Here is a 21727-nt window from a genome sequence, read left to right as displayed (position 1 = left end):
AAGAACCCTCCTCGCGGTTAACGCCAAAGGCGGGTTCTGTTTATGTAGATCATGTGCAAAGGATTGTGGATATGACGGAAAATGGGATCGTGCTTGTGGTCAGCGTTACCCTCGTACAGGGAGATCAAGTGTTTATTATCCAAGAAAATAAACCTTCGGTTCGGGATACCTGGAACTTCCCGGGAGGGCGCATCGAGCCTGGAGAAACGATGTTTGAGGCGGCTATTAGAGAAGTGAAGGAAGAAACAGGGTATGAAGTACAACTGACGGGTACAACAGGGGTTTATCAGTTCATCAGCAGTTTGAATTACCATGTCGTCATGTTTCATTTTACCGGAATCGTGACGGGGGGCTCGCTTGAGTTGGGTGCTGACGAGATCAAGGATTGCCGCTGGGTCACGCTGCCTGATCTCTTAGCGGATGACAGCATGATATTCCGGGATGCCGAAGTCATGGGGCGGATTGTGGAGAGCCTCGAAAAAGGCGTACAGCACCCGCTTGCGCTGTTTCATCCGTCTTAACTGCTTCTAACTTCGGGGTCATCGCATAATCATAATTCTTAGCGGATATTTCGTATTATTTTTTCGAATAAAGGAGCGAAAGAGGGATGATCCAACCTAAAAAAATCGCTTTTGGCGGATTCGTTGTCATTGGTATGTTCATATTACTGTACCTGATGAGTGAAACTCATAATGAAATTCAAAGGGCCTATACAGATTTATCTCCCCAGCAATTCTCGTTATTAAAGATGAGTTTATACGGATTCCTGTTCGGAGTTTTAATAGAGTGGAGAGCATGGGGTAGTTTAATTAAGGGGCAAGTTCGATTAAGCTGGCTGTTATTGCCCGCTGCTTTACTTACAGTCATCATCTTCATTCCTGGCATTTATTGGATTGAGTGGTTTGGACTTGGAAGGCTGTTCGTTATAGAGATGTTTGGGAAACCGGAAATACACATGCTGCTTTCCGTATTATCCGGTGTATTGTTTATTCGATCTATCTGCGACTAGAAACATATGAAGGGTACGATGATGTATGGAGGAGGTAAGGAAGTGGTGGTCAGCATCCGTTATCCCCTGGGCTCCTTTGAGCCATTGGTGGAGCCAACTTTGGAGGACAGACAGAAGTTTATGCAGCAGATTCCTTCAATCGTACCGACGCTTCGGCAAATCATCATGAAGTGTCCTCTTTCCCAGCTGCACATGCCATACCGTGAAGGTGGCTGGAGCATTCAGCAAATCGTGCACCATCTCGCCGATAACGACATGAACGCTTACTTGCGATTTAAGCGGGCATTGACTGAGGATGAGCCGCTGGCTAGCTCGTACCGGGAGGATTTATGGGCTGAGCTGAGCGATTACACGGAGGTTCCCGTTGAAAACTCGCTTTCGCTTCTGGAAACACTTCATTTTCGTTTTCTTATCCTGCTTAAGGATCTGCATCCCGAGGATTTCAAAAGAACCATGAGAACCCAAGTGCTCGGCAGCTTTACCCTGGACATCGCCTTGCAGCGATTCGTATGGCACAACCAGCATCATATCGCACAGATAAGATCCATAGCGAACCTCGAAACTGTGAAGTTACATAAGGAGTGAGCCCATATGAGCTGGAGATCCAGGGCAGAAGAAGCTAGATTCTAAGCCTTCCATGTCAGCATGAAGAACCAAACCAAAGGAGCGTAAAGCCATGGGAATGTCGGATTACTATAAAGATTTGAGAGAGAAGATCGGAGATCAGCTGATATTCATGCCGTCCGTTGCAGGCATTATCCGAAATGATCAGGATGATATTTTGTTCGGAAGAAAGCATCAGGAAGAATTATGGGGCCTTGTAGCAGGTGCCATCGAGCTGGGTGAGTCGCCGGCGGAGGCGATGATTCGCGAGGCGAAGGAAGAGACGGGGCTTGATATCAATCCTGAGCGAATCATTGGGGTGTATGGCGGAAAAGAACGCCGATATACATACAGCAATGGACACCAAGTGGAGTACCTCACCATTGTGTTCGAGTGCAGCGTTGTGAGCGGTGAGCTGGACCCGGAGAATGACGAGTTTGCGGAGCTGGCGTTCTATCCGGAGGATCAGCGGCCGCCGACGGCTCTAAAATACCCGGAGCATATTTTCATTAAAGCCAATGGAGAGCGTGCACATTTTTAATAGAAAGCAGGCGCCGCCTATGACAGTAAAAGCGATCATCTTCGATCTGGATGAGACATTAACGGACAGAAGGGCAGCAATTAACACGTTCATCAAGCGATTGATTGCCAGGTACTTTCCCGATTCCGATGAAGCTGCACAAATGATGATAGCCAAGCGATTCAAGGAAGCGGATCATAACGGCTATCGGGACAAGCGCGAAGTGTATGAGATGCTGGTCGAGCAGCTTCCGTGGGTGAATCCCCCGGAGGCGGATGAATACCTGTCATTTTTCAGAGGGGAAATCGCCAGTTGTATCCAGCCGATGGATCAGCTGGTTTCCGTCCTGCGCGAGTTGAAGACTTGGGGACTTAAGCTTGGCATCATCACCAATGGAACCGTTCAAGTCCAAGAGGGCAAGATCCATCAGCTGGGAATTCGCGAATACTTCGATTCTATCGTGATCTCCGAAGAGGCTGGCGTCAAAAAGCCGGAGCCTGCAATCTTTACGAGAGCTCTGAGCCAACTTCACGTAATGCCATCAGAGGCATGGTACGTCGGAGACCATCCGCATAACGATGTAATCGGGGCAGCACAATGCGGTATCAAAGCCATCTGGTATACGAGAGACGGGGGATGGGACGCCTCTATGGACGTGAAGCCATACAGGACCATACATAAGCTGGAACAATTGATCCCTATATATGCCGAACACCATGAAGGCAAGTGCATAAGATAAATTTTATGTCATTGGAGGTGCAGGTATTGAAGCGATTCAAAAGCAATCATGGACAAAAGCTCGTCTATGCATCCTACGACCGCCTGCTGTCGTCATGGACGGTACCGTATGAGCAGCATAATATTTCTACTTCCTACGGTATGACTCACGTTATAACAGTAGGTTCTTCGGATCTTCCTCCGCTGCTGTTACTGCATGGAACGGGCGATAACGTCGCCATGATGTGGATATATAACGTGGAGGAGCTATCCCGTAACTTTCATATCATCGCGGTGGACAATATCGGAGGGTCCGGGAAGAGCGAGCCGAACGACAAGTATGCTCGCGAATTCAATCAGGCAACATGGTTGGACGAGGTCCTTGAGGCAATGAATGTGGACGCTGTCTATATCGCGGGCGTATCCTATGGAGCTTATCTGGCCTATCATTACGCCATCGTCAGACCGGATCGGGTGAACAGGATTGTTTGTTTGGCCGGGAGCATTGCCGGAAGCCAGTTTGAAGTGATGAGCAAAATGATGAGGGCTTTTCTGCCGGAAGCCTTATTCCCTTCGGAACGAAATGTGCGTTCATTGCTTCGTAAGCTGTGCGGTACCCATGCAGATGCATTCGAGAACAATCCGGAGCTGATGCAGCACTGGTTCTACTTGCTGAAGTACTTCAACAATCGCTCCATGATGAAGCATGCGATTACGATCCATTCGCCAGCGGACGTTCAGGCTATTCGCAGCAAGACCTTGTTCGTCATTGGCGAGCGGGATTTGCTTAGTCATTATCCGAAGGCGGTTGCCAGATTGGAGACGAACGGGATGCGCTACCGCATCGTTAACGGGGCGGGTCACGCCATTAACCATGAGATGCCGGAGCTCGTTCATGAAGAGATTATAGGCTTTTGCAAGGAAGCTTGAACGAGGTGTGCCGATATGAAAATGAGACGTTTTGCCGCTTTAATCATCATTGCGCTTGCCGCGCTAGGCGTGGTTCTATTCGGCAATATGATGACGCCTCGGCCCGGCAGCAGCTCCGGAAACGGCAATCCTGCCATCCTGCTGCTGATCCCTTTAAGCATTCTTTTTCTTATGTTGGTCTATCAATGGATTCGTTTATTTAAAGATGTGAAGTTGTCACTCAGCAGATTGAGTTTGTTGATCTTAGTGCTGATCGGCTATATCATAGCGGGGTATGCTTATCAGCTTCATCGACTCGAAATCTATAGAGAAATCCTAGCCGAGGCTTTCCAATTGAGGTGGGGCCAAACGGACTGGGATCACATCGTATCGATAACGTCCGGCGGTCTCCTTTCGATACATATGAACAATCAATTTTTCAATTGGAACACGTATTTCATGATGATTGCCTTCTCGCTGCTGCTGTGCTTCATGTACAAACTGATACAGGACATCATGAACAGAAGACAAGGAACATCCGCGGAGAATTAATTTCGTAAGCGGGCTGGATAGGGGGACAAATTGTGTCTATTGATAAAATTTACGACAAGCAGGCTCAAGCCTATGAGGCCATGGTTAGCAGACAGCCTGATTTATCTGAACTTATCCATAGGGTCAGACCGCACGAAGGACTGGATGTTCTTGATTTGGGGGCAGGATCAGGCCGATTATCGATGCTGCTTGCCGCCGACGCTAGATCATTGATCTGTACCGACATATCGCAACCCATGCTTGATATTTTGGACGATAAATGCTCTGAAGCTTTAGATTCTCGCAATTGGACCACAATGGTTGCTGATCATCGCAATCTCCCGGTTGCTTCATCGAGTGTAGATCTGATTGTATCGGGCTGGAGCATTAGTTATCTGGCCGATTCCAGCCATGAGGAATGGCGTGAGAATCTTGAACTTGTGATGTCGGAGCTGCATCGAGTTTTGAGACCCGGGGGGACGATCTTGATACTGGAAACGATGGGAACCGGAACGGAGACGCCGAATCCTCCCGATTTCCTAACCGGTTATTACGCTCAATTGGAGCAGCAATACGGATTTAGCCATCAGTGGATTCGGACCGATTATGTTTTTGATACGGTAGAGGAGGCATTGCTACACACAGGCTTCTTTTTCGGTGAAGAGTTAACGGGTAAGATCATAGCGAACCAATGGTCAACGGTGCCGGAGTGCGCGGGGGTCTGGTGGAAGCATGTTTAACTAGGAGGTGACACGGCCTTGTGGAACTTCTAATCTATGTCGTGTTGTTCATCCTGAATATTCCGATCTATAAGTGGATCTTTAGACGAATTTTCGATGACGTGGATGATCTGAAGCAGTCGGTGAAGTATTCGTTTACGCCGGATATTATCTCTTTGTTCCGCAGACGTTATTGGAAGGATCAGTTCGGGGAACTGAAGCTGTCCGTTTTCTATTTTTGTTGTTTACTGATCTTCGTCATAGAGTGCGTGGTCGTGGCGAAGGTGATTGACGTGATCTTTCGATGAGTTAGCAAAGGCTATCCAAGCGTCGTTTTGACCTGGATAGCCTTTTTATTGTGCGCCAACCGGTTACTTCCCGCTGACTTGATAATGATGCTCCACATATTCAATGAATCGTCTGGCCGCAGGCGAAAGGTAGCGGTCTTCCCTCCACTTCAAGCCAATCTCCCAGAACCAGCCTTCATCGGTAATGGGAATCCACGAGAGGCCTTCCAGCATGAGGCCGGCCGTTTTCGGCAGAACGGAGACGCCAAGTCCCTCTTTAATAAAACCCGCAACGGTGGCCAAATCTTCTGCATCGTACGTCGAAGACAGAATAAAGCCGGTATGCTGAAATCGCGATTGAATCGTGGCTCGAAGGCCGCAATTATGCTTCAAGCCGACGAACGGCTCTCCGGACAAATCCATCAGACTTAGCGAGGGGCGATTCGCCAAGCGGTGGTGACTTGAAACCACGATATATAAAGGCATGGTTCTCATGACCAGCCAGTTATGTTGATCTATAGTTGATTCTCTCGATGTAATCATGAGGTCCGAATGTCCTTTTTCCAAATGTTCGTCAATATCGCCGAGGTTTCCCTGATGCAATTCAAAACGAACCTTGGGATGAGCCAGCTGATAGGCCCTGACAAGGGCAGGGACGAGATCGACCCCTAAAATATTCAGGTAAGAAACCGAAATGATCCCCGTGTCCGGATTGGACGATTCTTCGATTTCCTGCATCCCGTTCTGAATGTCCTGGAGGGCCTGCTCCACCCATCTGGCAAACATGCTGCCATAGCGGTTAAGCTTCACATTACGGCCATTTCGTTCAAATAGCGGGACGCCCAGCTCACTCTCCAACTTGGAGATGGCGTGGCTTAAAGCCGGCTGCGTGATGCTGAGCGCTTTCGATGCCTTCGTCATATGTTGAAGACGGGAAACCGTCAAAAAATACTCCAGCTGTGTAAGCTCCAATCGCTAAGCACCTACTTTATATGAATTTTATTTATAGATTTTATGATTATTATAAATTGGACGTAATAAAAGCGTCAAGGTAAGATATCCTTGTCTTCAACCGGAGCGGGGGAGGATAAGCGGCGTCAAGCCTGAGGAATATCATATCATAAGGAGTGAAGCGTTTATGATCGAGATAAGCGAGAAGCAGCTGCCGAGTATAATTCGCACATTTATATCCGCAAGCAATGATCATGATACAAACCGGATGCTTTCGTGCATCGGCAAGGATGCTATAGTCGTCGATGACAGCAGGGAGTTTAGGGGCAAGGCAGCCATACAGAAATGGAGCGACGACGAATTCATCGGCGCACGGGTAAATGTCCGGGCGACAAACATTCATCAACGCCTAGACCAGTACATCGTTTCAACCGAAGTAAATGGTGATTATCCGGCAGGCCCTTACTATTTTGATTTTTGTTTCACGGTGCAAAGCGGTCAGATTTCAAAATTACAGATTACTGAATCAAAGTAAGGAAAAAATACCATAATCAAAATTTGAGCGTTCGAATACTGGAGGGCCATTATGAAACATAGACATGAAGGACCATGGAATGAGTTTGAAGGCAAAAGAGTGCTGGTTACTGGAGGAACCAGAGGAATGGGTCAGGCCATCGTAAAGCGGCTTTCAGACGGAGGGGCGGCTGTACTGACTACCGCCCGTTCCGAACCTAGCGTTCGGGTCGGCTCCGGCTTGTTCGTTCAAGCCGATATTGCGACGTCTACAGGCGTCGATAAGGTGATTCAAGGTGTACAGGAGCACCTGCATGGAATTGACATTGTGGTGCACTGCGTAGGCGGTTCGACCACACCCCCTGGAGGAGCGCTTGCCTTGACTGACGAGGATTGGGTTCAAGCCTTGAATTGGAATCTTCTCGCGGCGGTTCGTTTGGACAGGGGGCTGCTGCCGTATATGGTAGAGCAGGGATCGGGTGCCATCATTCATATCACTTCGATACAGAGACGCCTGCCGCTCTATGAAACCACGCTGGCTTATGCCGCGGCGAAGGCTGCCCTTGCCAATTACAGCAAAGGGTTATCCAACGAGTTTTCTCCGCGGGGCATTCGAATTAACGCCGTATCGCCCGGATTCATTCAGACAGAGGCTGCAGATGCCATGATCGACCGGATTGCGTCGGTATCAGGAAGCCGAGAAAGCGCGCTTCAGGAATTGATGGATTCGCTCGGGGGGATTCCTCTTGGACGTCCCGGGCTTCCGGAAGAGGTAGCCGAGCTGGTGGCATTTCTTGTATCGGACCGGGCGTCATCCATAACGGGAAGCGAATATGTGATCGACGGCGGCACCATACCAACCGTCTAATGATAAGATTTAGCGTGAGAACAGTGGTACTTCATCATCCATATGTAAAACAGGCTATCCGGAGAGCTTAGGCGCTCTGAGATAGCCTGTTTCTTATGAGCATATCCTTCGCAAGCGATCGGTGCGATCAGCCAAAAGAGGCCATATTGCATTTTAACAAATGAGTCGCTCCAGATGCGTTATATCCCGATATGGATCGGAAGATCGTTGTATAGTAAGCGCTTTAACCGCCCTTCTATAATGGTAGCAAGCTGTAAAAGGCGCTTGATGCTATAAAACGGCCTGAATGCAGCACAGATGCACGCAGAAGGAGGCAATCCACAGATGTTAGGAAGCAGCGATACGGCGGTGAACGTGGGGGTGAATGCCGAAACTCACATTCGCTTGGCGAATGGCCTGGTAGCCATTGAGGTGGATTTGGAAAAAGGCGGTTACGCCTACGCAGGCAGCAAGGGATTCGTTCTGCAAGAAGTACGAAGCGGATTTCGATGGCAGGGCCGGGAATACCATACGGGACATTACGACCGCCACTATATGATGGGGCAGCCGGAGAAGATCCAAGATTCGTTCAGAACCGGAATCCATGCCGTGATTAAGCATGAATCCGATCTGCTCCCAGGCCTGGAACAGCATTTTTATGTCTATGAGGGAGCTTCATCTTTCATCACAAGAGTCGTCATAGTCGGTCAAGAGGAATTAAAGGTAAACCGCATCGCGGTGGTGAAAACCGATAGCATATCCAGCGGGAGCGAGACGGTTCCGGGAGAAGCGCTGCATGTGCTGCGCGTGCCTTATGATAATGACAAATGGGTGCGCTATCTGACGGAGACGGCCCCGCTGGAGACGGAAAGCTACGAAGTGACGGCCTTGTTCCAGCCGGACAGCCGTTATGGATTGATTCTGGGATCGATCAGTCATGACGTATGGAAAACCGGCATTCGCGTCAAAGGGGAAACCGCAGGCAAGCTGGATGAACTGGAACTGTACGCTGGCGCTGCCGACGCCATGACCCGAGATTCCCAGCCGCATGGCTACGTAAGAGGAACCCGCGTCGCATCTCCGCTGGTTATGGTAGGGGATTACGACGATTACCGGACAGGACTCGAAGCGTATGGGGAAGCGAATGCGAAGGTAGCGCCTGCACTGAGTTGGGACGGCGGTGTCCCGATCGGTTGGAACAGCTGGTCGGCCGCCATGAGCACGCTGGATTACGACCTCTATGTGGCGACGAGCGATTTTCTGAAGCGGGAGGTTCAGCCGCAGGGCTTTCATAACGAGGATACCCTGTACATGAATTTCGATGCGTTCTGGGATCGCCTGACGCCTGTCGAGATGGAGGATGCCTTGAAAAGGGTCCGCGAGAACGGGCACAAACCCGGTACATACTGGACGCCGTTTGCTTTCTGGGGAAGTCCGGCCGGGTTCGGCAGCCCCGTGGAGGGCACCGATGGGAAGTATACTTATGGCGATATCCTGCTTCGCGACCAGGATGGCGAGATTTTGCCGGATGTTGACGGCGGACTTGCGATTGATCCTACGCATCCCGGGAACCTGGCGCGAATCGATTGGTTCATGGATAAATTCGTCTCCGAGGGATTTGAGTATATCAAGCTGGACTTCATGGCTCATGCGGCTCTGGAAGGCAAGCATTACGACCCGAATATTACGACGGGGATCGCTGCTTACAATTACGGCTTATCGTATCTGACGGATAAACTCTCCCCGGAGCGGATCGGCAGACCGTTCTTCATCAACCTGTCGATTGCCCCGCTGTTCCCTTATTCCTATGCGCACAGCCGCAGAATTTCCTGCGATGTGTTCGGAACGATCCAGGATACGGAATATTTGCTGAACTCGCTGACGCACGGGTGGTGGATGAACGATACGCTGTACCGTTTTAACGATCCGGACCATGCCGTGATCTATAAAAGCTTCAATCAGGATTCGACGACCCGCCATGAAGGGCGAAGCCGTCTGACCGCGTCCGTGATCTCGGGAACGGTGCTGCTGCTGGGCGATGACTTCCGGCATGAGGAAGCGGCATGGCGCGCCAAGAACTGGCTGGGAAATGAGGCGATCACAGAGATTGCGAGACTGGGCAGAACCTTTGTGCCCGTAGAGGGGAATCTGGGGAAACAGGCTGCGGATACGTTTGTACTGACCCATCCGAGCGAAGCGGGAACCACGTATATTGCCGTATTTAACTTTGACGGGGCCGAGTCCGTGCAGAAGACGATTTCCTTGGAACGGTGCGGACTCGAGGCGCACGCTTCCTACTCGGTCCTGGATGTGTGGGAAGGCTTGACAGGTCAAGCGAACGGCACACTTACGGTCGAGCTGGCGCCAGCCGAATCGAAAATTCTAAAGTTAGCCGAAATCAATGAATAAGAGGAGGAGAGGTTCAGTGAATATCCATCCGTTCAAATTCTTCCAAAAGCCATTCATGCTATTCTTATCGATGCTGTTAGCGGGGGCTATGCTAGGCAGCTCCTTTGCTTCGGCAGAACCGCAGCCGCCGAGTCAAACGGCCGGAGGCATCCTTTCCTACGAGGCCGAGGCATCTCAGAACACGTTTACCGGCAATGCAGGAGCGGTCGATTGCGGCTTCTGTTCGGGCGGGCAAAAAGCCGGCAATCTGTACGGCGGCTCCACGCTGACGTTCAACGGGATTCAGGCCGATAAGGCCGGTATCTACAATATGAACATGTTCTACATCTCCGGGGATTCCCGCGCGGCTTCGATCTCCGTAAACGGAGCGGAGAAGGAGAACTTCAGTTTTCCGAAAACAGCGGATTGGAACACGATCGGCACCTATCAGATTCAAATTTACTTGAAGCAGGGCAGCAACACGATTCTGTTCGATGATGCAGGCGGCTACTCGCCCGATTTTGACAAAATTGAGCTGACCTTTGATTCAGCCGGCGATGACGGATCAGACCCAGATGGCAGCATTGGCGATTTAGGCAAGCAAAAGAAAGCCACGAGCTATGGCTCCATCACCTTGACCGAGTATGCCAACGGCTTCAAGGTATCCAATCCGACGTATGAGCTGCTGTACAACACCTCGACCGGTTTGTCGCAATACAATTGGAACGGCAAACCGGTTGCCAAGGGGTTATACAGCGAGATCCAGCTCGACCGGATGGTTGCAAGCAAGGACTATAAACATCATAAATTTTATAAAAATCAGGTGGTCCCATTCCAGGATGCCACCGGCAAGGGCATCAAGGTGACGGTCGTGAATGAGGATGGGGGAATGCCATCGCTCAGCCAAATTTATTATGTCTACGAAGACGGGCCATATTTGCTTACGGAAACAGTCGCTACCCACAATTCCGCCATATCTTCGGGAAACATAGCGCCCATCGCGATGGAAGCGAGAGGCGGCATCGACATCGGCAGCTATGACGATAACCGTGTCCTCGTCGTTCCTTTCGACAATGATGCTTGGTCCAGATACCAAGCGAAGTCGATGAATACCGGCCTCAACAATGGTCTGTATATCAGCTCGGAGCTTACGGCCATCTATGACAATACGAGCCGGAACGGCCTCGTTATCGGATCGGTGACGCATGACACGTGGAAAACCGGCATCTATTGGAGCGGCTCGAATGACAAATTGAACAAACTGCGCGTATATGGCGGATTTACGTCATCCACCTCCACGTGGGACACGATCTCGCATGGAAAAGTAACGGGCAAGCAGATTGCTTCGCCGAAAATCATGGTCGGCTTTTTCGAGGATTATCGGACCGGGCTGGAGGCGTTTGGCCAGGTGAATGCAGCGATCCAGCCTCCGTTAGCCTTTGGCGAGGACATTCCTGAAGGCGTTCCGGTCGGCTGGAACAGCTGGGGAGCTTATGCCAGCGATTTGAGCTTTGACAAGGCAGTCTCGGTCTCCAATTATTTTAAAGACCATATTCAGAACCATTCCTTCAACAATGAAGGCAATATCTACATCAATCTCGATTCCTATTGGGATAACATGACGGATCAGCAGCTGACGGATCTGGTTCAGCTCATTCATAGCAATGGACAGAAGGCCGGTATCTATTATTCGCCGTTCGTGTACTGGGGCAACAATATGGAGCAGGAGGTCGAAGGGACCAACGGCAAATATAAATACGGCGATATCGTGCTGCGCGATTGGGACGGCAACGTGCTGCCGACGCTGGACGGCGCTTATGCCGTGGACCCGACGCATCCGGGCGTGAAGCAACGGATCGATTATTACATGAATAAGTTCAAGAGCAAGGGCTTTGAATATATCAAAATCGATTTTTTGAGCCATGGGGCAATGGAAGGCAAGCATGATGACCCTAGCGTTCAAACCGGCATCCAGGCCTATAACCAAGGGATGGCTTACGTGAATGAAGTGCTGGACGGCTCCATGTTCATCAGCGCTTCCATCGCGCCGCTGTTCCCTAGCCAATATGCGCACAGCCGCCGCATCTCCTGCGATATCGACGGCAGCATCGGCAGCACGGAATACCAGCTGAACAATCTGACGTACGGCTGGTGGCAGAACGGAACGATCTACCATTATACCGATCCGGACTATATGCACTTAACCAAAGGCGGGTCGATGGAAGGCGCGCAGTCTCGCGTCAATGCGGCCGCGATCTCCGGCACGGTCTTCCTGAATTCGGATGACGTAACGGATGCGACGGCACGGCAGTACATGGAAACGCTGCTGACCAACCCCGAAGTGAACGGACTGGCGATGAAGGGCAAGGCGTTCCGGCCGGTAGAAGGCAACACGGGCACGCAGGCAGCCAACGTATTCGTACTGGACGATCAGGGAACCCGCTATGTAGCCGTGTTTAACTATACGCAAAATGCGGCGCAGCGCACCGTAGATCTCGTTCGTGCCGGTATCGCTTCGGAAGGGGCGGCGTCCTATACGGTGACGGATGTATGGAGCGGCCAATCTCAGACGGTGTCTGGCTCTTCGCTGGATGTGACGCTTATAGCGGCCGAATCCAAGCTTTATAAAATCGTCCCTAATCCATAACAAGTAGTCATCGAATCATCATGTACATCTGCAAGTTCATCGCGGTTCCCGGCTCCATCCGGGAATCGCGATTTCTTGCTTTTGCTGTAAAGGTAGTGCTTGTCTCAATATTGGAAAATCAAATGAAGAGGAGAAAACAACATGTCAGATATGAAACTATGGTACACGAAACCGGCCCAGGGCTGGTCGCAAGGACTGCCGATCGGCAATGGCCGAATGGGGAATGTGGTCATATCCGCTCCTGACAGAGAAATATGGAATATCACCGAAACCACCTATTGGTCCGGCCAGCCGGAGCCGGCTCAAGGGCGAAGCAACAGCAAAGCGGATTTAGAACGGATGCGGCAGCATTTCTTCCAGGGCGATTATCGCGAAGGCGATCGGCTAGCCAAGAAGCACCTGGAGCCGGAAAAATTGAATTTTGGCACCAATCTGGGACTATGCCAAGTCGTGCTGGAGTTTGATCATAACGTGAAGCCATCCGAAGGCGGGAGACAAGAAGCAGCAGCTGAGCCGCTGTTCTATCGGGAACTGGATCTGCAGGAGGCGGTGGCACGTTCTTTTTGCGAGATCGATGGAGCGGAGATGACGCGAGAGGTATTTGCTTCCCATGCCGATCAGGTCATCGTTTCGCGGATTCGCAGCAGCCATGGCTCGTCAGGCGTGTCATTCCGCATTTCGATTCGAGGCGAGAATGGTCCTTTTCATGCTAACGTAACGGGGAAGGACACGATCGAATTCCGGGGACAGGCGCTGGAAGACGTACATAGCAATGGGGAGTGCGGGGTGTCCTGCCAAGGCCAGCTTCGGGTCGCTGCGGAAGGCGGGAAGGTGAGCTGCACGGCTGACACCATAAGCGTATCCGGGGCGGATGAGGCGGCGATTTATTTTGCGGTGAATACGGATTACCGTCAAGAAGGTGAGAGCTGGCGGGAGAAAAGCGCGTTTCAGCTAGAACAGGCTGTGCTGCTGGGATATGACGCGCTCAGAGCCAAGCATCTGGCGGATTATCAGCCGCTGTATGCCCGTGTGCGATTGGATCTGGGAAGCTCCGAGCATGCCAGTCTGCCTACGGACGAGCGGATCGGCAGGTTCAAGCAGGGCAAGCAGGATGATCCGGCGTTGTTTGCGTTGTTTTATCAATATGGAAGGTACTTGACGATTAGCGGGTCACGACCAGACTCTATCCTGCCCATGCATTTGCAAGGCATATGGAATGACGGCGAAGCCAACAAGATGGCCTGGAGCTGCGATTATCACCTGGATACGAACACCCAGATGAATTATTTTCCGACGGAGGCCGCGAACCTGAGCGAGAGCCATGAGCCGCTCATGCGGTACATCCAGCAGCTGTCGGTGGCCGGTCGCTCGGCTGCGCGCCATTATTATGATGCCGAAGGCTGGGTGGCCCATGTATTCTCCAATGCCTGGGGATTTGCGTCACCGGGGTGGGAAACCTCCTGGGGGCTCAACGTGACGGGCGGACTGTGGATCGCGACGCATATGATGGAGCATTACGCGTATAACCAGGATCAGGCTTTTCTGGAGGAACTGGCCTATCCCGTCCTGAAGGAGGCCGCGGCCTTTTTCATGGATTACATGACCGTGCATCCGAAGTATGGCTGGCTGGTGACAGGTCCGTCGAATTCGCCGGAGAACAGCTTTTATACCGGTAATCCGGAGGATGGGCATCAGCAGCTGTCCATGGGCCCGACCATGGATCAGGTCCTGGTTCGGGATCTGCTGGCGTTCTGCGTGAAGGCAGCACAGACGCTGGGCGTGGATGAAGAGCTTCGGCAGAAGTGGCAGACGGCGCTGGATCAATTGCCTCCGCTCATGATCGGCAAGAAGGGACAGCTGCAGGAATGGCTGGAGGACTACGAGGAGGCGCAGCCGGAGCACCGCCATCTGTCGCATCTGTTTGCCCTGTATCCCGGCAGCCAAATCACGCCGCATCGTACGCCGGAACTCGCTGCGGCAGCCCGAGTGACATTGGAGAACCGGAACAGCCGGGCCGACCTGGAGGATATCGAATTTACCGCAGCGCTGTTCGGACTCTTCTACGCCCGGTTGCATGACGGAGACCAAGCCGTCCAGCATATCGCCCACCTGATCGGGGAGCTGTGCTTCGACAACATGCTCACCTACTCCAAACCCGGCGTAGCCGGAGCCGAGGCCAACATCTTTGTCATCGACGGCAACTTCGGCGGCACCGCCGCCATTGCGGAAATGCTGCTGCAGAGCCACGAGGGCGAAATTCATCTTCTGCCCGCATTGCCGGCGATATGGCCGACGGGCAGCGTGACAGGGCTGAAGGCGAAAGGGAATATTGAGGTGGATATGAGCTGGGAAGATGGGAAGCTGGTTGAGGCGAGGGTGAAGGGGAATGAGGATAAGAGTGTGCGGGTGTTTTATGGGGGGAGGGAGATGGAGGTAGTGTTAGAGAAGGGGAAGGTGCAGGAATTGAAGGTGGAGTTGTAATTGTAAGCATGTTTCCGGTATTTGTGATACTCAAGGACTTTACGTAATACTATCTTAATTGATACGGCGTCTGGATCCATGCTGAAAAAGCAATCAAGACAGTAAACTAAAATAAGTTTAAATCGTCAAACGGTCTTTTGCCCTGAAATCCATGGGTCTACAGGCCGTTTTGTTTTGCTTGTTGATCGATCAGAAGGTAGTAAAAGTACGTGTTATGGAAAAATGATATGTATAAATAAAATAAGAGATATCGATTTAGAAGGGGGAAGTTGAACCTAATAAAAATTAGTATCAGGCAGCAGTAGCAATTATAAAAAGGGGGATGTAAATGAATGCAGGCTTTGTACTTCGTTTTAAAGCGTTTATGATCGATTATCTATTTATCTTAATATATTTAGTAGTTTTATTTCTATTTAATGCAGTCTTGTTCCCATCTTTACAACAGTTTTTCGCGGGCTCTCTTGTAGTCGCACAATTTACAGGTTTTCTAATGGTGACATTACCAGTATCCCTTTATTTTATCCTTAGCGATTCGGTGATTGGCGGACAGTCATTTGGAAAAAGGAAGATGGGTATCCGGGTAGTGAATAGTAAACATGGGTCCGTTTCGGTTATAAAGATGATTTATCGAACGGCATTAAAATTCCTGCCTTGGGAGTTGTCACACTTCCTTGTTTACCGTTTAGTTCATATAGGAGATGAAGCAGTGCCGCTTCATTATTACTTTGTAGGCGGCGTAATTTATTTATTGATTTTGACATATATTTCGACTGCAATTTTGACAAAAGAAAAAAAATCCCTGTATGATATGATCTCAAGAACAACGGTAATCAGGACAGGGTGAGTATTGTGCGTTTACTCTCCTTTTAATGAAACATGAAGAAATCGCCCTTGGTAAAATGGATGTGTCGAGCAGCCATTCCCAAAGTCGATTTCTTTGTTGTTCTTTGATGGAGCAACTTCATCTACTCATGGATGTGGAGATGACATTTCCTCGTAATCTTTAAGTCTATGAATCATCCAATCGCTTGGACGCCCCAATCTTTTTCACCGCTTATTCTGACAGAGAAAAATATATCTAACTCTTGATAGCCCCCATCATAATCCCCTTCACAAAATACCTTTGCACAAAAGGATACACCATAATGATCGGCAGCGTGGCGACCATGGTCACCGCCATCCGGATGCTTTCGCTGGAGACCGGGATCCGCTTGGAGCCCTGGGCTAGCTGCTGCGCGTCGGACATCATGCCGGCGGTCTGGAACTGGTTGAGGATTTTGACCAGGACGGCCTGCAGGGTCTTGAGCTCCGGCTTGTAGGTATACACATAGGAGTCATACCAGGAGTTCCAATGGCCGATGGCCAGGAACAGGCCGATCGTCGCGAGCACCGGCACGCACAGCGGCATGATGATGCGGAAGAACGTCTGCAGGTCGTTCGCGCCGTCGATTTTGGAGGATTCCTCGATCTCGCCGGGGATTTGCTCCATGAAGGTGCGCACCAGAATCATCAGGAAGACGCCGATCAGGCCGGGGAAGATGTAGACCCAGAAGGAGTCGATCAGCCCCAGGGATTTGATGATCATATACGTCGGGATCAGCCCGCCGCCAAAATACATCGTGAACACGAAGAAGAAGGAGAAGTATTTCCATCCGAGCAGATTGCGCTTGCTGAGCGGATAGGCGAGCAGCGTGATGAAGAAGATGGATACTGCGGTCCCGACGATGGTACGCAGCACGGTAATCTTAATGGCGCTCCAGATTTCCGGGTTCCGGAAGATGGTCAGGTAGCTCTCGATGGTTGGCACGCGCGGCCAGAAGTACAGGTTGCCCCGCATCGTATCGGTTGCATCGTTCAAGGATATGACCAGGATGTTCCAGAACGGATAGAAGGTCACGAGGAAGATGCCGGTCAGGAACAGGTATAAAGAGGCATCGAAGATACGCTCGGGCACGGTTTTTTTGCTTAACATGGATGTACCTCCTTATGGTTTAGAATAGGGACTGCCCGTTCAGCTTCTTCGCCGTATAGTTGACGATGACCACGATGATGAACGCCACCACGGAGCTGAACATGCCGACGGCTGCCGCATAGGAGAACATGCCGTTCTGGATACCATAACGGAACGAATAGGTGGACAGGACGTCGGAGTAATCCCGCGTCAGGTCATTGCCGAGCAGGAAGTGCTGGTCGAAGCCCGCGTTCAGGATGCCGCCAAGCGCCAGAATCAGCAAAATGACAATCGTTGGCTTCAGGTGGGGCAGGGTGATGTACCGGATCTGCTTAAAACGGTTGGCGCCGTCGACCTTGGCCGCTTCATAGAGCTCCTGGTTAATGGACGAAATGGCCGCCAAATACATGATCGAGCTGTAGCCCATATCCTTCCACGTATTGCCGAGTGCGACGATCCACCAGAAGTACTTGCCGTTCTGAAGGAATAAAACGCTTTCATCGGTAATATGGAGGAATTTCAAAATGCCGTTAATGGCACCATCCGAGGAGAGCAGGGTCACGATGATGTTGGCCGCGATAACCCAAGATATGAAATAGGGAAGATAGGAGGCGGTTTGCACCGTCTTTTTGAATTTCACATTCTTGATCTCATTAATCGCGATGGCGATCAGGATCGGCATCGGGAATGAGAAGAGAAGCGTGATCAGCGTGGAGGCCAGCGTATTTCGCATGACGATCCAGAAGTCGCCGTTGTTGAAGAAGTAGCGGAACCACTCCAGGCCGACGAACTCGCTCGTGAACAGGGTCGACCAGAAGCCGCCGAGCGTCGGCTGGTAATTGACGAAGGACATGTATAGGCCAACCATGGGCGTATACGCAAACACAATGGCCCAGATCAGTCCGGGCAGCATCATCAGGAATAGATACTTCTGCTGATTCAGCATGGCCCAGCGGCTTTTTCGATGAGGACTCAAGTTCAAGTCACTCCGCGTCTGTAAGGTTGTAGCAGGTTTCATATGGGGCACCTCGCATCTCAAGTTAACTCAAATTATAAGACTCGGAAAAAATGAGTGTCGATATGACAATGTAACGAAAGATGCTTGAAAATAACTTACATCGCGAATTCCCATAGTTAAAAAAACGAAATCGCTATAATATGAAGGGATAAAGCCGATACAGGGGGTATGAGCATGTATAGCATTTTTCTCGTAGATGACGAAGAGCTGGAGCTTGAGATGATCCGAGATTATATTCGTTGGGAAGAGATGGGGATATACGTGGCCGGAACAGCCCTGAACGGCAGGGATGCCCTGGAGAAGATCGAGGTGATTCAGCCCGATATCGTACTGACGGACGTTCAGATGCCCGTCATGAATGGGCTTGATATGGCAAAACGGGTAAGTGAGCAATTCGACTGGATTCAATTCGTCTTCCTGACCGGACACGATGAATTCAATTATGTGAAATCAGCCTTAAACGTAGGAGCCGTCGGTTATTTATTGAAGCCGCTGGATCTGAGCGAAATTGTAAGCGTTATCGATAAAGTGAAACGGCGCTGCGAGGAAGTGCGGATGAAGAACCGCTCCATTCGCGTGACCAAATCCAATATTGTACGAGAGATGATGTTCGAGCAGAACGAGGAGCGATTCCGAAACCTCGCCGCCAGCTACCAGAAGCTGTCCCGCCATACGGAGCCGAGAACGTATACCCTTACGCTGCTCGGCGTCGATGCTCCACAAACTGCACAGCCGGGGCCGTCCCTCGAGGATGGTATGGCGCGCCTGCAGACACATATAGAGGAGTGGCTTGCGGACAAGAAGCTGGAGGCGGATCTGGTCATCTGCCGGGAAGGCGAGCTGGGCGTCTTCATGGATGCCGCCAGCCATCTGAGCCGTTTTACGTGGGAGGATTTGCTGAAGCAGATGCAGGATACGCTGGGCTTTACGATGACCGCGGCCGTGAACGAGGAGCCGGAAGAGCTGTCCCGCATCCAGGATTTATACCGGGAGACGCGGATGATGCTGGAGGAGATGTTTTACGTCGGGAACGGGAGAGTCATCTATGCCAAGGACGTGTTGCGGCAGCTGGAGAGCCGGCAAATTCCTCCTTTCCCTGAGAAGGCCTATTTCGAGGACATTCATCAGCTGGCGTCCGAGCAGGCCGCGCAGAAGCTGAGGGATTACTTCAACCGGCTGGTCATGCTGCGGATCAGAAAAACCGAAGTGTGCGATTTTGCCATCGGACTGGTTGAGCGTCTGCTGGAGGGGATCCACGAACCGATCACGGAGAGCCACAAGCGTGCGGAGCTTTACCATTCCGTCTATCAGTGCCGAACCATTATTGAAATTGAAGCGATCATCATGGATTACGCCGGGCATGCGATTCGGACGCTGGAACACCGGTTCATGGACAAAAATGCAAGGCTGGTGCACCAGGTGCGCACGACGATCGACCAGACCTTTCACCAGGCCATCACGATCAACAGCTTGTCCGATCAGGTATATCTGTCTCCCAACTACCTGCGTTCCATCTTTAAGGAGAAAACCGGCATGACGATCCATGATTATCTAACGAAAATCCGGCTGAACAAAGCCAAGGAGCTGCTGGCCGACGATTCGCTCAAAGTGCAGGACATCGCCCAAAGGGTTGGTTATGAGAGCACATCCTACTTCATTTCCTTATTCTTAAAAAGCCAAGGAGTTACGCCGAATGAATACCGCAAAAACATCTAGCCCGTCCGGCCCGTGGAGCCGTCTGGCAGGGGCTTTCCCATTCGCGCACTTACGCGCATACACCAATTGGCGGCTCCGGCACAAGTTCTTTTTCATCTTTCTGATCGTGATCATCCTTCCGTTCTCGCTGCTGATCTATTATTCGTATTCTTCGACGCGCAGCACGATTACGGAGCATACGTATACGGCCTTGGGCGGATCGCTGGCACAGATTAACACCAACGTGGAGAAGCGGCTGGAGTATTACAATCAGCTGTCAAACATCCTCTACATGGATGCGCAGCTCCGCAATTATCTGTCTACCGATTATGAGCAGGCGTACTATTATCTGGATGCCTTCCAATATATCAACCGGACGCTGCCGTCCCTGATGACCCTGAATGCCAACATTCTGGGCATTACGATTTATACGGGGAACCATACCCTCTATTCCGACGGTCAATACGTCAAATATACGGAAGAGCTGCCCCGGGCGATGGAGGAGCAGGTGCTGGATGCCGCCGGCAATACGGTGTACTTCCATTCCGGGAATTTCAAGGCCGATGATGCACATATCACCATTGCCCGTTCGTTAAGTTATTTCAGCCTGCAGCATCCGTACGGGATTTTGACCATGGATATTAACGCGAACGAATTCTACTCCCTGATCAAAATGGAGAACGACAACAAAAGCGTCTATATTATCGACGAGTTTGGCGGCGTGATCAGCACGGGGGATCAGAACCTCCAATCGAACCAACTGTTCGACGAGTTTCCGATTCAGGAGCGGATGACCCGGGATGCGGGCTCATTCGATATGAAGATTAACGGCCAGGAGCGTTTTTTTACGTATAAAAAGCTCAGCAACGGCTGGTCCACGGTCATCACCGTGCCCTACGACGAGCTGCTGGCCAATGCGAATCAGGCGACCAAGAACGTTATCTGGTTCTCCGTATTGGCAATTGGTATTGCTATCCTGCTGATCTATTTTACGACCAAGGTCATGACCAAGCGGATCGAGGTGCTGCTGCAGCAGATCCGGAAGGTGGAGCGCGGGGATTTCCGGCTGTCGATTAAGCCGATGGGCCATGACGAGATCGGCCAGGTGTCCTTCGCGTTCAATAAGATGGCCTCGACCATACAATCCCTGATCCATGACGTGTACGTCAAGGAAATCGCAAGGAAGGAGTCGGAGCTGAATACGCTCCAAGCCCAGATCAACCCCCATTTTCTATACAACACCTTGTCCTCGATCTCTTCTCTGGCGATCAAAGAAGGGGCTATGCAGGTGTACCAGATGGTCAATTATTTGGCCAAATATTACCGGGTGTCGCTGAATAAAGGGAAGCGCATCATTCTGCTGGAGCAGGAAATCAACCTGGTGAAGAATTATGTCGCGATTCAGAAGATCCGGTTCCGGGACAAGCTTCATATGCATTACGACCTGGATGAGCAGCTGTTCGGGAACACAACGATCAAGCTGATTTTGCAGCCGTTCATCGAGAACTGCATCAATCATGCCATAGGGGACGAATCGGGAATCAACATTAACGTGAAGCTCAGGCAGGAGGGGGACGACATCTTGCTCCAGGTCATCGACGACGGCATCGGGATGACGCCCGAACAGCTCGATCACGCGCTGAACAAATCGGATAATCTGTCGGGCTACGGCGTGAAAAATGTGGATGACCGGATCAAGCTGACCTACGGGGAAGAATATGGCGTCAGCATCTTCAGCCGGCTCGGCATCGGAACCGCGGTGACCATTCGGATACCTGTAATCTCCGATAGGCATCCTGCAAACGAACGGGACCCGCAGCAGGCGATACCCTGAATGAAAGACATTTTGCATCATGGATTGTAAGATTGCGTTATAGATCAATGAACTCCCGATTTTTACAATGATAGATATATTCGAGCATATGAATATGACGACCTTAG

20 protein-coding genes are annotated in these 21727 nt (G+C 51.0%); 17 read left to right on the top strand and 3 right to left on the bottom strand.

Annotated features, from left to right (window positions below; all coding sequences use genetic code 11):
* Positions 1–71: 71 nt before the first annotated feature.
* The 9 genes from GYMC10_RS21815 to GYMC10_RS21775 all read left to right on the top strand — a co-directional run bounded on the left by GYMC10_RS21815 (position 72) and on the right by GYMC10_RS21775 (position 5316).
* On the top strand, positions 72–521 hold the full coding sequence (locus GYMC10_RS21815) for an NUDIX domain-containing protein (protein ID WP_015736527.1): 450 nt from the start codon (positions 72–74) through the stop codon (positions 519–521).
* 86 nt (positions 522–607) lie between these two features.
* Positions 608–1009, top strand: a complete 402-nt coding sequence (locus GYMC10_RS21810; RefSeq protein WP_015736526.1) for a hypothetical protein — start codon at positions 608–610, stop codon at positions 1007–1009.
* 42 nt (positions 1010–1051) lie between these two features.
* Positions 1052–1594, top strand: a complete 543-nt coding sequence (locus tag GYMC10_RS21805; protein WP_015736525.1) for a YfiT family bacillithiol transferase — start codon at positions 1052–1054, stop codon at positions 1592–1594.
* A 91-nt stretch (positions 1595–1685) separates the two neighbouring features.
* Complete coding sequence (locus tag GYMC10_RS21800; RefSeq protein ID WP_015736524.1) at positions 1686–2153, top strand: NUDIX domain-containing protein; 468 nt, start codon at positions 1686–1688, stop codon at positions 2151–2153.
* A gap of 19 nt (positions 2154–2172) precedes the next feature.
* On the top strand, positions 2173–2871 hold the full coding sequence (locus GYMC10_RS21795) for an HAD family hydrolase (RefSeq protein WP_015736523.1): 699 nt from the start codon (positions 2173–2175) through the stop codon (positions 2869–2871).
* A 26-nt stretch (positions 2872–2897) separates the two neighbouring features.
* Positions 2898–3779: an alpha/beta fold hydrolase gene (locus GYMC10_RS21790; protein ID WP_015736522.1), complete on the top strand. Its 882-nt coding sequence runs from the start codon at positions 2898–2900 to the stop codon at positions 3777–3779.
* A gap of 15 nt (positions 3780–3794) precedes the next feature.
* The gene (locus GYMC10_RS21785; RefSeq protein ID WP_015736521.1) at positions 3795–4310 is read left to right on the top strand and encodes a hypothetical protein; all 516 of its coding nucleotides are present in this window, start codon (positions 3795–3797) and stop codon (positions 4308–4310) included.
* A 32-nt stretch (positions 4311–4342) separates the two neighbouring features.
* Entirely contained in the window at positions 4343–5029 is a 687-nt protein-coding gene (locus tag GYMC10_RS21780) for a class I SAM-dependent methyltransferase (protein ID WP_015736520.1), read from the top strand.
* 20 nt (positions 5030–5049) lie between these two features.
* Positions 5050–5316 (top strand): hypothetical protein, encoded by a 267-nt coding sequence (locus GYMC10_RS21775; RefSeq protein ID WP_015736519.1) that lies wholly within the window; start codon positions 5050–5052, stop codon positions 5314–5316.
* Between the two features lie 63 nt (positions 5317–5379).
* On the opposite strand, the gene GYMC10_RS21770 is transcribed toward GYMC10_RS21775, so the two are convergent.
* Positions 5380–6267, bottom strand: a complete 888-nt coding sequence (locus tag GYMC10_RS21770; protein WP_015736518.1) for a LysR family transcriptional regulator — start codon at positions 6265–6267, stop codon at positions 5380–5382.
* A 166-nt stretch (positions 6268–6433) separates the two neighbouring features.
* Between GYMC10_RS21770 and GYMC10_RS21765 the strand changes: the two genes are divergently transcribed.
* The 6 genes from GYMC10_RS21765 (at position 6434) to GYMC10_RS21740 (ending at position 15966) form a co-directional block, all read left to right on the top strand.
* Complete coding sequence (locus GYMC10_RS21765; protein ID WP_015736517.1) at positions 6434–6781, top strand: nuclear transport factor 2 family protein; 348 nt, start codon at positions 6434–6436, stop codon at positions 6779–6781.
* 51 nt (positions 6782–6832) lie between these two features.
* Positions 6833–7627, top strand: coding sequence for an SDR family oxidoreductase (locus tag GYMC10_RS21760; RefSeq protein ID WP_015736516.1), 795 nt, complete (start codon positions 6833–6835; stop codon positions 7625–7627).
* Positions 7628–7951: 324 nt separating this feature from the next.
* Positions 7952–10015, top strand: coding sequence for an alpha-galactosidase (locus GYMC10_RS21755; RefSeq protein ID WP_015736515.1), 2064 nt, complete (start codon positions 7952–7954; stop codon positions 10013–10015).
* Positions 10016–10031: 16 nt separating this feature from the next.
* A complete protein-coding gene (locus GYMC10_RS21750) occupies positions 10032–12641 on the top strand; it encodes a carbohydrate-binding protein (RefSeq protein WP_015736514.1) in 2610 nt (869 codons plus the stop codon).
* 141 nt (positions 12642–12782) lie between these two features.
* Positions 12783–15122, top strand: coding sequence for a glycosyl hydrolase family 95 catalytic domain-containing protein (locus GYMC10_RS21745; protein ID WP_015736513.1), 2340 nt, complete (start codon positions 12783–12785; stop codon positions 15120–15122).
* Between the two features lie 328 nt (positions 15123–15450).
* A complete protein-coding gene (locus GYMC10_RS21740; RefSeq protein ID WP_015736512.1) occupies positions 15451–15966 on the top strand; it encodes an RDD family protein in 516 nt (171 codons plus the stop codon).
* Positions 15967–16200: 234 nt separating this feature from the next.
* Here GYMC10_RS21740 and GYMC10_RS21735 read toward each other — a convergent pair whose 3' ends face one another.
* Positions 16201–17094, bottom strand: coding sequence for a carbohydrate ABC transporter permease (locus GYMC10_RS21735; RefSeq protein WP_009590032.1), 894 nt, complete (start codon positions 17092–17094; stop codon positions 16201–16203).
* A gap of 19 nt (positions 17095–17113) precedes the next feature.
* Positions 17114–18091 (bottom strand): ABC transporter permease, encoded by a 978-nt coding sequence (locus GYMC10_RS21730; protein ID WP_015736511.1) that lies wholly within the window; start codon positions 18089–18091, stop codon positions 17114–17116.
* Between the two features lie 174 nt (positions 18092–18265).
* Here GYMC10_RS21730 and GYMC10_RS21725 point away from each other — a divergent pair, with 174 nt between their 5' ends.
* Together GYMC10_RS21725 and GYMC10_RS21720 are read left to right on the top strand one after the other, a co-directional pair.
* Positions 18266–19807, top strand: coding sequence for a response regulator (locus tag GYMC10_RS21725; protein ID WP_015736510.1), 1542 nt, complete (start codon positions 18266–18268; stop codon positions 19805–19807).
* Positions 19785–21620: a sensor histidine kinase gene (locus GYMC10_RS21720; RefSeq protein ID WP_015736509.1), complete on the top strand. Its 1836-nt coding sequence runs from the start codon at positions 19785–19787 to the stop codon at positions 21618–21620. Before GYMC10_RS21725 ends, GYMC10_RS21720 begins: the two co-directional genes overlap by 23 nt.
* Positions 21621–21727 lie beyond the last annotated feature (107 nt).

It is taken from the genome of Paenibacillus sp. Y412MC10 (genome assembly GCF_000024685.1).
Taxonomy (GTDB): Bacteria; Bacillota; Bacilli; order Paenibacillales; family Paenibacillaceae; genus Paenibacillus_AQ; species Paenibacillus_AQ lautus_A.
The sequence above is the reverse complement of the archived record's forward strand: the minus strand, read 5'-3'. Positions and strand labels throughout refer to the sequence as shown.